The 16,515-nt window shown below is 66.2% G+C and carries 10 protein-coding genes; 4 read left to right on the plus strand and 6 right to left on the minus strand.

Translation table 11 applies throughout. The features are described 5' to 3' along the window. Positions 1-121: 121 nt before the first annotated feature. Complete coding sequence (locus tag ACFW0G_RS05550; RefSeq protein ID WP_378323557.1) at positions 122-2,044, plus strand: 2-oxoacid:acceptor oxidoreductase subunit alpha; 1,923 nt, start codon at positions 122-124, stop codon at positions 2,042-2,044. Then, positions 2,041-3,105, plus strand: a complete 1,065-nt coding sequence (locus tag ACFW0G_RS05555) for a 2-oxoacid:ferredoxin oxidoreductase subunit beta (protein ID WP_378323558.1) — start codon at positions 2,041-2,043, stop codon at positions 3,103-3,105. The genes ACFW0G_RS05550 and ACFW0G_RS05555 overlap by 4 nt, the downstream gene beginning before the upstream one ends. A gap of 82 nt (positions 3,106-3,187) precedes the next feature. Here the strand turns inward: ACFW0G_RS05555 and ACFW0G_RS05560 are convergent, their stop codons facing one another. The 3 genes from ACFW0G_RS05560 to ACFW0G_RS05570 form a co-directional block, all read right to left on the minus strand. Continuing rightward, on the minus strand, positions 3,188-4,759 hold the full coding sequence (locus tag ACFW0G_RS05560) for a hypothetical protein (protein ID WP_378323559.1): 1,572 nt from the start codon (positions 4,757-4,759) through the stop codon (positions 3,188-3,190). Positions 4,760-4,779: 20 nt separating this feature from the next. Beyond that, entirely contained in the window at positions 4,780-5,832 is a 1,053-nt protein-coding gene (locus tag ACFW0G_RS05565) for a polyprenyl synthetase family protein (protein ID WP_378323560.1), read from the minus strand. A gap of 153 nt (positions 5,833-5,985) precedes the next feature. Further along, the gene (locus ACFW0G_RS05570) at positions 5,986-6,858 is read right to left on the minus strand and encodes a hypothetical protein (RefSeq protein ID WP_378323561.1); all 873 of its coding nucleotides are present in this window, start codon (positions 6,856-6,858) and stop codon (positions 5,986-5,988) included. 203 nt (positions 6,859-7,061) lie between these two features. Here ACFW0G_RS05570 and ACFW0G_RS05575 point away from each other — a divergent pair, with 203 nt between their 5' ends. Continuing rightward, positions 7,062-7,580 carry a DUF4365 domain-containing protein gene (locus ACFW0G_RS05575; RefSeq protein ID WP_378323725.1) on the plus strand — a complete coding sequence of 173 codons (519 nt, stop codon included), beginning with the start codon at positions 7,062-7,064 and terminating at the stop codon, positions 7,578-7,580. Then, on the plus strand, positions 7,580-8,704 hold the full coding sequence (locus tag ACFW0G_RS05580; protein ID WP_378323562.1) for a hypothetical protein: 1,125 nt from the start codon (positions 7,580-7,582) through the stop codon (positions 8,702-8,704). The genes ACFW0G_RS05575 and ACFW0G_RS05580 overlap by 1 nt, the downstream gene beginning before the upstream one ends. Here ACFW0G_RS05580 and drmB read toward each other — a convergent pair. From drmB to ACFW0G_RS05595, 3 genes are read right to left on the minus strand one after another with little or no spacing between them, the layout of a single operon-like run. After that, a complete protein-coding gene (gene drmB, locus ACFW0G_RS05585; protein ID WP_378323563.1) occupies positions 8,698-10,560 on the minus strand; it encodes a DrmB family protein in 1,863 nt (620 codons plus the stop codon). The two genes, ACFW0G_RS05580 and drmB, sit on opposite strands and share 7 nt — an antisense overlap. After that, positions 10,557-14,114: a DISARM system helicase DrmA gene (gene drmA, locus ACFW0G_RS05590; protein ID WP_378323564.1), complete on the minus strand. Its 3,558-nt coding sequence runs from the start codon at positions 14,112-14,114 to the stop codon at positions 10,557-10,559. Before drmA ends, drmB begins: the two co-directional genes overlap by 4 nt. A 51-nt stretch (positions 14,115-14,165) precedes the next feature. Beyond that, complete coding sequence (locus tag ACFW0G_RS05595) at positions 14,166-16,502, minus strand: DUF262 domain-containing protein (RefSeq protein ID WP_378323565.1); 2,337 nt, start codon at positions 16,500-16,502, stop codon at positions 14,166-14,168. Positions 16,503-16,515: the final 13 nt, after the last annotated feature.

The following is a 16,515-nucleotide window of genomic DNA, read 5'->3' on the forward strand; positions in this document are numbered from 1 at the left end:
TCCGGTACGAGCTAACCTCGTGGAAGGCCCTGTGGCCGGAGCCGACACCACCGGGCGGGCGTCCACCCGAGGAGCCGACCCGGGCCACGCAGCATGTCGGGAGAGAGGGAATCCCTGACCCATGAGCACGAGTGCGAACGGCAACGGCGCCTCCGCGAGCCTGGCCGCTTCCAGGCCGACCGAGGTCAGCAAGCTGGACCGCGTGGTGATCCGGTTCGCCGGCGACTCCGGTGACGGTATGCAGCTGACCGGCGACCGCTTCACGTCGGAGGCCGCGGCGTTCGGCAACGACCTGTCGACGATGCCGAACTTCCCCGCCGAGATCCGGGCGCCCCAGGGCACCATCCCCGGCGTCTCCTCGTTCCAGGTGCACTTCGCCGACTACGACATCCTGACCCCCGGCGACCGTCCCGACGTCCTCGTCGCGATGAATCCCGCCGCGCTGAAGGCGAACCTCGGCGACGTCCCGTCGGGCGGGACGATCATCCTCAACACCGACGAGTTCTCGAAGCGGAACCTGGTCAAGGTCGGCTACGACAACGACCCGCTCGACGACGACACGCTGTCCTCGTTCCAGGTACACCGCGTCGCCATGTCGACACTGACGCAGGGTGCGCTCGCGGACACCGGGCTCGGCAAGAAGGACGCCGAGCGCTGCAAGAACATGTTCGCGCTCGGCCTGTTGTCGTGGATGTACCACCGGCCGACCGAGGGCACCGAGCGGTTCCTGCGCGAGAAGTTCGCGAAGAAGCCCGACATCGCCGAGGCCAACATCCTCGCCTTCCGCGCGGGCTGGAACTACGGCGAGACCACCGAATCCTTCGCGACGACGTTCGAGGTCGCCCCGGCGAAGCTGAACAAGGGCACCTACCGCCAGATCACCGGCAACACCGCGCTCGCGTACGGGATCGTCGCCGCCGGGCAGCAGTCCGGCCTGCAGATCCTGCTCGGCACGTACCCGATCACCCCGGCGTCGGACATCCTGCACGAACTGAGCAAGCACAAGAACTTCGGCATCATCACCTTCCAGGCCGAGGACGAGATCGCCGGGATCGGTGCCGCGCTCGGCGCTTCCTATGGCGGCGCGCTCGGCGTCACCTCGACCTCCGGTCCCGGTGTCGCGCTGAAGTCGGAGGCCGTCGGCCTCGGCGTGATGACCGAGCTGCCGCTGGTCGTCATCGACGTCCAGCGCGGCGGGCCGTCGACGGGGCTGCCGACCAAGACCGAACAGGCCGACCTGCTGCAGGCGATGTTCGGCCGCAACGGCGAATCCCCGGTGCCGATCGTCGCGCCGCTCTCGCCTGCGGACTGCTTCGACGCCGCGCTCGAAGCCACCCGCATCGCGCTGAAGTACCGCACCCCGGTGCTGCTGCTCTCGGACGGCGCGATCGCCAACGGCAGCGAGCCGTGGCTCATCCCGGACGTCGCCGACCTGCCGGACCTGCGCGTCGAGTTCGCGTCGGAACCCAACTCCGACAACGAATCCGGCGAGTTCTGGCCGTACGTGCGCGATCCCGAGACGCTGGCCCGCGCGTGGGCGATCCCCGGCACCGCCGGGCTCCAGCACCGCATCGGCGGGCTGGAGAAGGCCGACCGCACCGGCCACATCTCCTACGACCCGGACAACCACGACAAGATGGTCCGCCTGCGCCAGGCGAAGATCGACGGCATCGACGTCCCGGACGTCGTCGTCGACGATCCCAGCGGTGGCAAGGCCCGCGTGCTCGCGCTCGGCTGGGGCTCCTCGTTCGGCCCGATCGGCGCGGCGTGCCGCCGGGTGCGCAAGCTCGGGATGCCGATCGCGCAGGCGCATCTGCGGCACCTGAACCCGTTGCCCGCCAACCTCGGCGACGTCCTGCGTTCCTACGACAAGGTCGTCGTCCCGGAAATGAACCTCGGCCAGCTCGCACTCCTGCTGCGGGCGAAGTACCTCGTCGACGTGCACTCGCACACCAAGGTCGCCGGGCTGCCGTTCAAGGCCGAGGAACTGCAGAACGTGTTCACCGAGATCATCACCAGCAGTGTTACGGAGGGGGTCAAGTGACCGCGATCGATCTGGGGCTGCCCACCCTCGGCGGTCTGGACCTTGTGCCCAGCACCGAGGCCCCGCAGAAGGCGAAGGACTACAAGTCCGACCAGGAAGTCCGCTGGTGCCCCGGCTGCGGCGACTACGTCGTGCTCAACGCCGTCCAGTCGTTCCTGCCGACGCTCGGGCTCAAGCGCGAGAACATCGTCTTCATCTCCGGGATCGGCTGCTCCTCGCGTTTCCCGTACTACCTCAACACCTACGGCATGCACTCGATCCACGGCCGCGCGCCGTCGATCGCGACCGGCCTGGCCACCGCCCGCCCGGACCTGTCGGTATGGGTCGTCACCGGGGACGGCGACGCGCTGTCCATCGGCGGCAACCACCTGATCCACGCGTTGCGGCGCAACGTGAACATCAAGATCCTGCTGTTCAACAACCGGATCTACGGGCTCACCAAGGGCCAGTACTCGCCGACGTCCGGGCAGGGCATGGTCACCAAGTCCACCCCGATGGGCTCAGTCGACACCCCGTTCAACCCGCTCTCGCTGGCCATCGGCGCCGAGGCGTCGTTCGTCGGGCGCGCGCTGGACTCCGACCGCAAGGGCCTCACCGAGGTCCTCGAAGCCGCCGCGAAGCACCGCGGCTCGGCGCTGGTCGAGATCTACCAGAACTGCCCGATCTTCAACGACGGCGCGTTCGACGTCCTCAAGGACAAGGACGAGGCGGCGCAGCGGCTGATCCCGCTGCGGGCCGGTGAGCCGATCCGCTTCGGCCCGGAGAGCGAGTTCGGCGTCCAGCGCGGTGACTGGGGTGGTCTGGACATCGGCAAGGTCGCCGACATCGGCGAGGACAACCTCGTGGTGCACGACCCGTCGATCGCTGACACCTCGTACGCCTTCGCGCTGACGCGGCTGGGCGACCAGAACCTCACGCACGTTCCGACCGGCATCCTGCGCCAGGTCGAGCGCCCCACCTACGACGACGGCGCCCGCGCCCAGGTCGAGGAGGCCCGCGCCGCCCGCACGCCCGATCTGCAGGGCCTGTTGCGCGGCAAGGACACCTGGACGGTCGCGTAAGAGCTTCCGAGGTCCGTGAATGCCACATTGAGGGACTCTGATTCCCTCAATGTGGCATTCACGGACCTTTGCCGGAGCTACCTCAGGTGAGGGGGCGGAAGCCGACTCGTTCGGCGTCGCTGGGCGTCCGGAACCAGACCTCGGCCACCATGCGCGGGAACTGCGGCGAATCCTCGGTGCAGTACCGCAAAGCCGTCACGCTCGCCTTGACCGCGAAGCCCTCGGCGGGACGTCCACCGCCGGGACGCGGCATCGCCGAGCCGGGGCCGAACGGACCGGGCGGCACCGAATCCTCGGCCACTTCCCGCGCGGGCGGCGGCTCCGGCGGCTGCGCCATCGAGGCCGCGACCTGGTTCGGCTGCACGGACGGCTCGAAGAGCGATCCGCTGTGCCCGCCGGTGAGTTCCGGGTCGCGCCGTTCGACCGGCCGCATCGACGGCTGGATCGGCCGCGGCGGCTCGAACCCGCCACGCGGCGACTCCCTCGGCTGCCGCTTCGGCAGCACCTGGGTCGCCTCCGCGGGAGTCTCCTCCGGAACGTCGTCGAGCACGCCGTCCGAAGCCGTTTCCTCGCCGCCACCGAAGGCGTACGCGGGGGTGTCCGATGTGGACGGAGACTGCTCGGTAGCCGCGTGCTCGCCGAGGTATTCGGCGGAAGCGGGCTCCTCGAACGGGGACCGCTCCGGCAACGGTTCCTTGTCGAACCAGTCGGGCGCCAGTTCGGACTCGGTGCGGGAAGACGGCTGGAAAAGGGAAGCCGGTTCGCCACCCGGTTCGAGCCGCTCCTCCAGCATCGAGCGCTGCGGCGCGTCGGCGACGGGTTCGGACTGGAACAGCGAGCCGGTCTGAGCGGGCTGTTCTTCCGGCTCCGCCGGGGTTTCGGCCGCCCCGGACGCCTCGGATTCGAAGGACTCGACGGATTCGCCGGGCTCCGCGGGTTCGTACTCGGCCGGTTCGGCGTCCTCCAGCGGGGAGGTGAACAACGACCCCGCCGGCGGAGCGGGCTCCTCCGGCAACGGTGGCTCGACCGGGCGCAGGTACTCCGTCGCGTCCGACTGGTAACCACTCTCCGGCGGCACGCTGAGGTACTCGGTCGCGGCGGCGCGGTAGTCCGGCTCGGGATCGCTCACTCGCTCGATGGAGTGCGTGAACTCCTCCTCCGCGGTGGGAGCGGGCTCCGGCTCGGGCGCAGGCTCGGCGGCGTACGCGGCTTCGTGATCCTCCGCCGGGTACGCGGGTTCCGGCTGGAAGACCTGCGTCGCAGTAAGCGCTTCCTCGTCTGCCTCCGCCCGAGACTCCGGCTCGCGGTGAGAACCGAGCACACCTTCTTCGGCCGCGTGCTCGTACTCCGGAGCCGCGACCGGCTCCTGTTCCACGATCGTGTCCGGATAGCCCCGCGCGGGCGGCTCCTCGTCGGCACCCGGTCGCGCGAAGATCGCCGTTCCGGCCGCGGCGGCGCCCGCCGCCCCGGCCCCGGCGGCGAGAACGCCCGCGTTCGCCGGTATCCGCGCGGCGTCGGCGCGGGCGTCGCTCAGCGCGCCTTCCAGCTCACGGACGCGCTTGCGGGCGGGCAGCACCAGCAGCAGCCAGGTCAGCAGCACGCCGATGAAGAACGCCAGCAGGCTCCACAGCCACACCTGTCCGAAAATGGACATCCATCTGCCCCTTAGTGCCCTTAGTGCGTGCGCTCGACCAGGTAGTCGGCGACCGACTCACACGCGTCCCGCGCAGGGGACGCGGGCAGCGCTGCGAGCTCGGCACGTGCTCGCTGAGCGTAGTCGGAAAGGGTCACCCGTGCGCGTTCAAGGCCACTGGACCGGCGGAGGAGTTCGAGTGCCTCGGCCACCAGGGCGTCGTCGGCGATCGGACCGGACAGCAGCTCGGCAAGGCGCGGGTCGATGGCGGGATCGGCCAGCGCGTAGAGCATCGGCAACGTGCGGACGCCTTCGCGCAGGTCAGTGCCCTGCACCTTGCCCAGCTCGGCCGAAGGCGAGGCGATGTCGATGACGTCGTCGGAGATCTGGAACGCGGTCCCGATGATGTCGCCGAAGCGGCGCAGCGCCTCGATGTGCTCCTCGGCGGCGCCGGACATCATCCCGCCGAACCGGCCGGATGTCGCGATCAGCGAGCCGGTCTTCTGCGCGATGACCGTCAGGTAGTGCTCGACCGGGTCATCCCCTTCGCGGGGCCCGACGGTCTCGCGCATCTGACCGGTGACGAGCTCGCCGAAGGTCTCCGCGATGATCCGCGCTGCGTCGGTCCCGAGATCCGCAACGAGCCGCGAAGCGTGCGCGAAGAGGAAGTCGCCGGTCAGGATGGCGACGGTGTTGTCCCACCGCGCGTTGACGCTCTCCGCGCCCCGCCGCATGGTCGCCTCGTCCATGACGTCGTCGTGGTACAGCGTCGCGAGGTGCACCAGCTCCACCGCGGCGGCCGCGATGACGACGTGCTCGTCCTGCTTCGGCCCGAACTGGGCGGAGAGCAGCGTGAACAGCGGACGGAAACGTTTGCCCCCCGCCTCCACCAGGTGCGACGCCGCGTCGTTGACGGCCTGGACGTCGCTGCGCACGACGTCGCGAAGCAGCTTCTCGACCTCCGCCAGGCCGCCCGCGATCGAGCGAAGCAGGGTCTCGTCGGCGATCTGGAGCCCAACGGTCGCGCGCAGGTCCGCGAGGGCGTCACCGGGCACAGCGGGGCTGGATCCCGCCCCGGGGGCTGGTGAAGACACAGACACGTCGGCTCCGCTCTCTCATGCACCAGTCGAGTCGGCCTCCAGCGTAGTAGTACGCCCGGTGCCGCCGTTTACCCGCTGTCCTGCGGAAACGGTGACGAACATGACACCGGCCCCTCGGCAAAGGCCAGCACCACTGCCACAGTTGGCTCATTTGACCAGCGCCGCCACCAAAGCCCCCACTACTGTCGCGAGCGGCCCGATCACTATAGGTATCGACATGCCCGCGATTGCCGTAAAGCGATCACCAAACCTCGGCCTGACCAGCAGAATCTCACCCGGCGCCTGTTTCATGGCGAGCTCAAGCCACGGATCCGGCCGAATGACATGCTGCACAACCGCCACGCAACGTCGCGTCACGATATCTCTGCGACCAACGTCATCGATGTCTTCAGCAGCCCACAACAGCCATGTGCCGAAGCCTTTGACCTCGCCACGATGACGTCGTGAGCGACCGCAGAGCAGCGCGAGGTCCCCACTGATCTGCCAAGCCAAGGTAATCAGCCGTCGACGTCTCCGCGCACGCACTCGGCTCATGAGGTACCAGGTGTCCCAGTGTCGACCATGCGTTACACGGACGTGTGACCGCGTAGGATTCAACGCGACCACCGCGCCTTCGATCCTCTGCATGAGTCGATAGGGCGTAGAACGCCGCGTGACAGGCTTGCTGATGAAGATCGCCAGCCACGGCACGAAAACTACGATCAGTAGTGTCTCCAGGAGAAGTATCCACACTGGGTAAGCCCGACCAAGTAATGCATCGAGCGCCAGAGTCCCGCCTGCCATCAGCATGAACGTCACCCAAGAGTGGATGGTCGACATCAGGAACATCGCCGCTCCGGCCCAGCCACGGCGAGCCTCGTGAGCTGTTATGCCGTGCCGCACCAGAACCATCCAGGGGCGAACCGAGGACAGACGATGACACGCTCGCGCTGCCCAACCGCTCAGTCGCCACAAGGGACGAAATGGTCGAATCGGAGTACAGCTGTCAAGCCACGCCTCTTCGTCCTGTTCGATCACCATCGACACAACACCCTCCTGTTGACATGCGTCGTACGCGACAGCCTCAGTGCCAGGAGGGCGGCTTACAATCAAGCGGGACAACAATCTACTCACGTCACCACATAGTGTGAACGCTGGTAAGCCAGGACTCAGCCGCCAATCGGCCTCGTGCTTCGCGACACATCGTCTACGATCGAAGCAAATCCATACTCGAAGCGGTGGACATGGGGCTGGACAAGAGCGAGCATCAGGGTGCGTTCGGCGAGTCGTTTATCCGGGTGCTGGCGTCGGCAGCCGGGCTTACCGTCGGGCAGGAAGACATCGACACCCGGGGCATCGACCTGACACTTGGCTACAAGGGTGTTCTGGGACGCTGGCGCCACCCCAGCATCCAAGTGCAGGTCAAATCCTGGATGCGTCGCCGCGCGACGCACCGGGACGGGTTCTGGAAGTACCGGATGGAGGCCAAGCATTTCAACAACCTCGCCGGTTCCGACTTTCAGATGCCACGCTTCCTCACCCTCGTCGTTGTGCCGGACGATTGGCCGGACTACGCGGTCATCACGCACGAGCGCACCGAGCTGAGGTACGCAGCCTACTGGGTGTCCCTTCTGGACAAACCCAGGGTGGACCCGCACCAAGTCGCGACAGTGGCTGTCGATGTGCCGGTCCGGAATCTACTCACTGTCGCGGCTCTACGGGAGCTCCTGGCCCCTGCAGAATCGCTCCCGGTGGAGGCGTGATGCGACCTGATCTTCCCCTTGAGCAGCTGGCGTCCATTCAGCTCGCGGACATCGTGACATACCTTCGTGCCACGGGCTGGCAGGAAAGTGGAACCTACAGCCGATCCGTGATCTGGAAGTTCGCTGTCGATGACGGTGACGCAGAAGTGCTCGTCCCCGCGGTGCCGGAACTGCGCGACTACGCCAACGGCGTCTCAGACGTCGTGGAAACCCTTGCTCTTGTGGAAGGCCGGCCTCCCCAGGAGATAGTCCGTGACCTGCGTTCGTCCAGGGTCGATGTTCACTACATTCGCACTGTTCCCGACGGCCCGAGCGGAACCATTCCGCTGCCGGAGGGGCTGAAGGCCGTGCAGGGAACGCATGATCTGCTCATGGCCGCCGCGACGTCGACCGTGTCACCCACGCGACCGAGCGTTCTGCCCAGCAATAAACCCGATGCTGCCAAAGCGATCATCAGCACACTACGACTGGGGCAGACCAGCGTGGGAAGTTACGTACTCCGAGTTGAAAGCCCTCTCCCAGAGGAAGGTGTCACCCCGCTGTACTCGCCACGTGACGCACTGCTGCACCTCCACCAAGCCGCAGCGTCCGCGCGCGAAGCCGCGGAACTCTCACGCAATGACGATTACACCGCGTTTGTCGAACGAATCGGCGACGGCGTTTCGGCGAATCTCTGCGAAGCTCTCGCGAATGTGGGTGGGCAACGGCAAAGCACCTTTGAGTTGTCATTTTCCTGGGCCTTGGATTCTCCGGTTAATGTCGAAACACCGTTACTCCGATTTGATTCGCGAATCATCTCGGTGATCAAGCGCGGCGGCAAGTTCCTCCGCAAGTACCCCACCGAGGCAGTCGCGACGGTCATCGGCCGAGTCGTCGATCTGCATCGCACGCCGACTGACAAACTGGGAAAGGTACAGCTGGCGGGCGTAGTGGAGGTCGCAGAGAAACGACGGGCCGAGGAACGGATCGTGCTGCGCCTCGGGTCACGCGATTACGACTTGGCTCTCGCCGCCCACCGGGACGGAAACGAACTCCGTGTCACGGGCTCCCTGCGGCACACCGGACGGCAGTCCGAGATCATCCAGGCGGAACGAGTCGAGATCCTGCCCAAAACGGATCAGTGAGCGCCGAAGAAGCCATGCCCGGTGGCGCCGAGCGTATCGACGAGCAAGGCTCGATCCAGGTACTGGTTCCCGCGCTCGCAGGTCGTTTCCGCCGCGAACAGACACGCATGGCAGGCGGCCCCGGACAAACGACCGTGTTCCCGCGGATCATGTTCCGAACACAACGGGTCCGAGCTGCACATCTGAGCAGCCTCCAGCGCACGGTCGATGAGCTGGCCGAGCCGCTCAGTGCGGCCGAGGGAAACCAGGCCGCCAAGCGTCCCCTCACTGTCCGGCGCGGCCGTGTACAACAAAACACCGGCCATCGGTTCCTCACCGGAGCGCGGACTTCGCGCGTAGATCCGCTCACCGATGCCTGCCGCGCTGTACCCGGACTCGAGGGCAAGCTCACGGATGAGGACATGCGCGAAGGTGTGGAGAAGTACATAGCGCGTCCCCGGCCAACCACCCGGATCGACCTCTCGTTGCGCACACCACTTCCGGTGCGCGGGCAACAGGTATCCCGATTCCCGTTGGTGAACGGCGGCAGAGCGCTCCCACTGGGCGATCCGCTCTTCGTCGAATCGAAGGAAGAATCCCTCACCGCGCATCTCGGCACAGGGCACCCACGTCGGGTCCCCCACCGACAGCGGAGCCCGGCGCTGATCCTCGGTTTCCTGTACTTCCCACTCGGGTGCGTCGATCCGGGTGAACCCATACAAGGCGGCGACCTCCCGCAGCCTCGGTATCAGGACAAGCCGCTGAAGCCAGGAACTCGCGCTGCGCGGGACTTTCTCGTGCACGGTGGTGAAATCAGCCACGTCAACCTGGTCAATCGCGGTGAACGCGTCCCACTCCGGTTTCTGAAGATCGGCGGGATCGGCGCTCCGGTGCTCCTTTTCGCTGTGTTCGGCATGCGACTCCATGGCTTCCCAGACTCGCTCGATCCCGTAGGGTTCGAGCTCCAGCCAGCATGGCAAATTCTGGATCATTTGCTGGGCGACCTCTTTTGGTACCTGTGTGTACAGCGCGAGCATCGTCCAGAACTCAGCGACCAGATGCGCCAGTGTGTTGTCCGCCTTGGGCACAGTGAAGGCCCGCAGCTGCATGGGAAACCAGCTGTTGGTGGCACCGAGAACCAAGGTGCGCACTGGTAGTCCGCAGTCCTCGAAGACGCCCGGCAGGTGCGGATGCCGCCCGCGGCAGACGGGCAGGCTGGCCGCCGCCGGTTCGCCGAACGCCTCCGACATCGACCTGCTGGCTGGGCATGAAGCAGAGGTACAGGACACGAAGACGTTCGCCGCCTCGCCAGTGCTGCCGGACTCGGTCATCTTGAGCGGGTGCCCGGTCTCCGGAGGCAGGCCGCGATGGGTGTAGTAGTGCCATGGGAAATCGTCAAGATGTCCGTTCTCGCACGCGAGCACGAACCGGGCGGGGAGAGCAGTCGGACGTTTTCGTCCGTTTCCATAACATTTGTGTACATAACGAACGGCGTCCGGCCGGAACGGATCCGGATCGAGTTCAAACAGGCCTCCCTCGGCCTCGCCGAGCTGGCTACACCGAGAACACCGAAGCCAGCGTGGAAAAAGAGCGACCGGTACCCCGACTTTGGTCCACTGGCCGAAGGGGTCAGCCGGGTTTTCCGGCAGATAGGGCGGGAGCCGGAGATTGCTCACCTGGTGACCGAGCTTGGCGCGCACTGCGGCCAGCAAGCGGTCTTCCTGGATGGGAGTACTCGACTGGTCGAGGTTCCAGTAGTCCAGGCCGAGCATGATCACGGACAAGCTGGGCAGGTCTGCCATGGCGCCGACGCCGTAGGTGTGCAGCAGCTGGTTGGGGCGCAACGCGCCCACGCGATGCTGGACTTGGGGGGTCATGATGCGTCATCACCCGCTTCGGCGGCCGGTTCGCTCGGCGGCAGGTAGGGAGGTTCCTCGTCACGCCCGCCGTCGACGCGCTGAAGCAGCAGCTGCACACCTGGCTCCACGTCACGAAGTGAGGTAGGGCAGGTCATCTGCCGCCACCGCCCTTCGTTGGGTTTGTACAGCAGACCCACGACATCCTCGGTCCTCCTCGGCTGCTTATAAGCCAGCAGGCGGCCGGAAACATTCCGTTGGCGCGCCCAGTTGGCCAGCCGGTCATCGAGTGCCGCCTCGACCCGCACGGCGGTGGGCTTGTCGCTGACTTCGAGGGCCCGTCGACGCAGGTAGCGGACGACATGATCGGCCAGCGGCGAATCCTTGTCGAAATTGAGCGCTTCCAGGTTGCCGTTGTAGGTGAGTTCGAGCTCCCGGACCAGTGCCACCAGCACCCCGGTCAGCCCACGATCGACGGCCCGCTCGGCGAACGGCGTCACCGAGAGCGCCTCGACGTGCCGGTACACGGTCGCGTGGAAATGTTCGAAGCTCTCGTAGTGCGACAAGTCCCTCGGCCGAGCCCAGTTGTACACGGTGAACACCAGCCCGGGAGCTTCCCGGGTACGGCCGACGCGGCTGGTGGCCTGGATGTACTCGGCCGTCGACTTGGGCTGCCCGCACACCACCATTGCGCCGAGCCGGGAGACATCGACACCGACCGCGATCATGTTGGTGGCCAGCAGGACATCGATGGGTGTGGGGGCGCCCTTCTCCTTGCGCCGAGGAAAAGTGACTTCGAGCTTGTCGAGCAGCGGCCGGATCTCGTCCGAGGACAACCGCGAGGTGAGTTCCTTGATCCCGTCGTCGGAGACGAAACGCCTGGCCAGCCCCCGCTCGTGAGCACGCTGAAGCCGGCTGCGGACGTCGTCCTCGGCGATCCGGCGCATACCCCCGAGATCGCGCAGGCTGTTGAAGTACCCGACCAAGGTCATGTACGGGTCGGTGACTTCGTTCCGGCCGTACTGCTCGTGCAGTTTCTGCGCAGCACCCAGCACCGATACGTACACCCGAATCAATGTCGACTTGATCCGGGCGCCATGGGCGCAGATACCGACATAGCGCCTGCCCGGCTGGTTCCACGGATCCCGTTGCCGGGCAAAGAAATTGTCATCGACCGAGAGCCCAGGGGGCGGGAAGATCGCTGTCTTCCGATTGAACAGCGAGTCGATCTGGCTGTCGGCCCGCCGGACGGTCGCGGTGGAGGCGATCACCTTGGGACGAACCGTGCGCGAGGTCGCCGGATCCTGCCAGGTGGCCAGCTTGTCCACCGCGTTCTCGTACAGTCCGACCAGTGTGCCCAGCGGCCCCGAAATCAAATGCAGCTCGTCCTGGATGATGAGGTCCGGCGGCCGCAGGTGAGCGATGCGGACGATCTGCGCGGCCGGCGCATGCGGGGTCGGCGGGTGGAAGCCGGGTTCTTCCCCGCCGTTCTCCCGCTGCATGTCGGGTGTCACCAGCCCGTGTCGTTCGCAGCGCCGGTCGACTCTGCCGAACAACGAGATCGTCTCGCCCCGCCACGGAAGCTGGGCGAACTTGTCCACCGTCCCGATGAGCAGAGACGGTGGGTGGCGGTAGATCTCCTCGTCGACCACCAGCACCGGCAGGCCTTTGCGATCAACCGCGAGGTCTTGTGTGTCCTCGGCGACGGCACCGAACGGACAGCTGAGCCCGGGACAAACGACCAGGGTCCGCTGATGGGGCTTGTGTACCTCGATGTCGCGCCCCGGGTCGATTTTGGTGCCGCACCACGGACAGCTGGAGAGCTGGTGTGGGGACCCCTGTGCGCGGGTGACCGCGCCTCGGATATTCCGGCGCTGCTTGAGCCACTCCTCCGCGTGCTCGGTCTTGTTCGGCGTGACCCGGCCACCGACCCACATACCGATCCGAAAGGGCTCATCGCCCCAGGTCTGTTCGTCGCCCCGGCGCAGGGTCTCGGCGGCACAAATCAACGTAGCCGCGCGTTCGAACTGCTGGATGGTCAGCAACCGGAGCGTGTACCGCATGAGCACCGCGACGCCGGCCTTGGCGTTGTACTCCCCGAAGACCGGCTGCAAGCGCCGAACCGCGATGGCGAAGGCCGTCAGACCGAGATAGGCCTCGGTCTTCCCGCCACCGGTGGGGAACCACAACAGATCGGCCACGGCCCGTTCACGATCTTCGGATCGCTCCGGATGCGTGGGGTCGGCCAATGACGGCAAGTTCAGCAGGATGAAGGCCAGCTGGAACGGCCGCCACCGCTGCGAGGTCCCGGTGTCGACCTCAGCGACGACGGCGTCGAAGTCGCTGTGCTGGTCTTTGCGGCGCCGGGCCGCGACCTGGGTATGCAGGCGCTGCAGGTACATGGCCCAGTTGGCGAAGGCGAAGGCACGCCGGGCATTCGCGTTCGTGGTCAGTGCCTCGATACCCGCTTCGACACGCTCGGCGGCGCGGGTAGCCGCGGCCAGCCCGTCCACCGCCTCATCGCGGTAGTCCTCGAGATGATGCGCGGGGTCTTCGATGTCCGCACGCCTGTGCTCGATCCAGGCACGATATCCGGATGCCAACGGCCGCAGTGCGGCGCTCACCGCGTCGGCGGACTGTTCGGCCAGCTCGGCGAGCTGCTTCATGTCGAGTACGACGTCGTCGAGTTCCGGCAGGTCTTCGTCGGTTTCGGCGGTGGGCACATCGGTGAACGGGATTTCGTACTCCGGAACCGTCCTGGTGCTGATCCGGATGGCCCGCGTCGGGTTGCCGACAGCGGTGGTCGCATGCACCGCCGTGCCGCTGCCGAAGGCGAACTCGGAGTGGAACCGATATGCCATCGCCAGGCGCCGGCGCTCGGCCTTGTCCTGCTTGTCCCCACCGCGAGCGCGCTCGAACCGCGGCAGGAACACCGGACGCTCACCCGCCGCGGCAGCGGTGAGCTCAACCTGGAAGATCCACAGCTCCGGGTGTCGCTTGCGGTCGGGTTGGGGCTGGCCATTCTCCAGGAATACAGAGACCAGCCAGTTCCCCGCGTGCTTACGCACCCGACCGCGGATCACGACCGCCGGTTCTCGTTCGTCGGGAACCAGGCCGGTGAACCTGCCCTGTTTCAGCGGGACGACGACGTCCCCACCCATCGGAACACGCCGCCACACCACCGTGCCCACGGTGTCCTCCCGCTCCGACTTGGCCCGCTCGTAGCGGCCCCACGAAGCGATCACGAGCAGTTCGCTCTCCTGACCGTCCACATGCGCGGTGAACCCCAGCGATGAAGGCGTCAGGCTCGTGACATTCGGCGCGTCCGGTTCCGGATCCGGATCGGCGGCTTCGCCCGCGTCGGCGGCGGAGAAGCCGTCCTGGGTCTCGGGCTCCACGACCTCGCCCCGGGAGGCCAGCCTGCCCAGCGGGTATCGGTCGATCGGGTTCTCCGCGCCGGTGAACTCTTCTTCAGCGCCGTCGAGCGGGCCGAGCAGATCGTTCACCACGAGCCGCTGCAGCTCGTCGCGGATCTCGCCCGGCTCGGGCGCCTTCAGCACCGACAGTTGGGTCATGAGACGTACCGTAGCGGTCGGCACCGACAATCACTGGACATCCGGCGCACGTCAGTCGGTCCAGCGTCCGCGCTGGTAGTCCACCGCCTCCCTGCCCTGCAACTCGTGGGTGGAGTTGTTGATACGAACGAGGAAGCGCGGCCTCCTGTCGCCCTTCAGCGGCGTAGCGAACTGGGGTTTCGCGGCGGGCGCGACATCGATACGTGCGACGGTCCCGCCGTCGAACTTCGCCATCCGGACATCGAGGCCTGCCGCCGCGACCTTGCCCACCGCCCGGGACACCACGTCGGTGAGCCACAACTCCCAGCCGTCGACGTTCTTCTTCGCGACGTAGGGAAAATCCTCTTCGATTCCGACGACTTTACCCGTGTTGTCCTCGACACCCACCAGCAGTGTTCCGCCATAGGTGTTCATAAACGCGGTGATCGACTTGATGACACCCCATTCGATGTCGTCGTCCCGTTCCCCGGTACGCAGGTTCTTCCGGCCGGTCGACTTGAATTCGGCGACCTTGTTCTCGTCGGCCTCGATCAGCGCCCGGATACCCTCGCGTACCCGATCGGCATCCCGGTATACGTCCGGGAACGGGCTTTCCGAGCGATCGGCGGACCGGTTGACCGGCTTCCCCATCGCCTCCTCGATCTGCCGCAGCAACCGCTCGAAGCGGGCGTTGAAGAACGTCGGGAAGTCATCCGCGCGCACCGCGACCGTGTCGATGTCGTGCGAACGCAGGATGGCGTTCAAATATGCGGGTTCGACCTGGTCCTGGCTCTCGATCCGGGCCAGGTACTTGCTGGGCGCGTCACCCCGGACACGATGGTGGGTGCGGGCGTCGATCGCCGTCTTGTTGACGATGCAGTCGGCGATGCCCGCGCGGATATCGTTCCCGGCGCACCACCGCTGGGGAAAGATATGCCGGATGTCGATAGCGTCGTCCAGATAGGCGGTGACATCGATTGTCTTGCCGGTCCGGAAGTCCCGTCCGCCCCGCTTCATCAGGAGAGCGTAAATACCCTTGTACGCGGCGCTGTTACGCGTGCGAAGCGTCAGCAGCCGGGCGGCCTGGAACTGAGCCTCCCGTACCGTGCCCGGCTCCGGTCCGTCCTCGCCGATCCACGCGGTGACGTCCTGCAGATCATTGGCGAACCTCGTTTCGGTCGAACCGCCGTACATCTCACCGAGCACACCGCACCAGTACCACTGTTGCAACATCTGCTGGGCGTGCGGCCGGTCGGCAGCGTCGCCGAGCGTCACGAAAATCGCGGCGAGCGGCACCAGCTGGGTAGCATAAGGCACGTCGTTCGCGCGATACACGTGTTCGCCATGCAGGAACCGCACGACCTGCCGCAGGGCCTCGGTCGCCTCGTCGGCCCGCTTCCGGTAGTCGGCGAGTTCCAACCTCAGTACTTCCCGCCGCTTACACGAAACAGCGGGCGCTGCTTTGTCATCACCGGGCTTGTCCGCGAGATACCGCTTCCGCCGATCGAAGGTGGCCAGCAATGTCAGGATCTGCAGGAAGTCGGTGGCCTCGAACCCGCGAAGCAGCCGCTCCGCACCGAGCAGCTTTTCGCGTTCGTCCCAGTCGGCTCGCAGATTGAAGTCGTCAGCCGCGTAGGTGGCGGTGAGCAGCTCGAACACCGTCAGTGAGACACCACCGGTGTTGACCTTCTCGAAGACCTGGCAGACCGCTTCCTTGGGCGTGGACCGAATCAGCGCGATCGTCGGAACCTGATACTGCACGAAAGCATTGATCACCGTTTCGTGGAACGTACGCCAGACCTGAAGGCGCTCATCACGTTCCCCCGGGCCGTTGTCGACATAGGCGTAGTGCCACGACATCGTCTCGGAGTAGTCCATGACTCTGTCCAGCGGAAACATCTCTGCGGCCACCTGTGCTTCCACCGTCGACACATCCAGGACCACGTCACCGCGGAATGTCGTCACCACACCGCGTCCATGGACGCTGATGATGGCGTCCTCACGATCGCGGGCCGGGTCGATGCACGCCCTGATGTCGGCGAAGTACCGACGTTCCATCGGGTTGTTCCGCGCGTCCGTGGTCGGCACCGGTGCGCCGGAACGCAAGGCGAGGTAGAGCGAGGTGATGCGCTGCTGACCGTCCAGCAAGAGGAACTCCGGCTCGACCGGGCTGCGCAGGTCGACACCCTGCAACGGCCGGGACCGGAACCGGACGTCGGGGTTTCCGGTCTGGAGCGTCATGACCGCGCCGATCGGGTAGGACAGCGACAGTGACGCCAGCAGACTGGAGATATGGTTGTCGTCCCAGACCCAACCGCGCTGAAAGTCGGGCAGCTGGAGTTTGCCCAACTTGGCCTGGTCGAGCAGCTGCGCGAGCGGCACCTCGTCGCTGGTGAACTTCTTTTCCATGAATCCCTCTCCT

The sequence above is a fragment of the Amycolatopsis sp. NPDC058986 genome, assembly GCF_042741125.1.
GTDB lineage: Bacteria > Actinomycetota > Actinomycetes > Mycobacteriales > Pseudonocardiaceae > Amycolatopsis.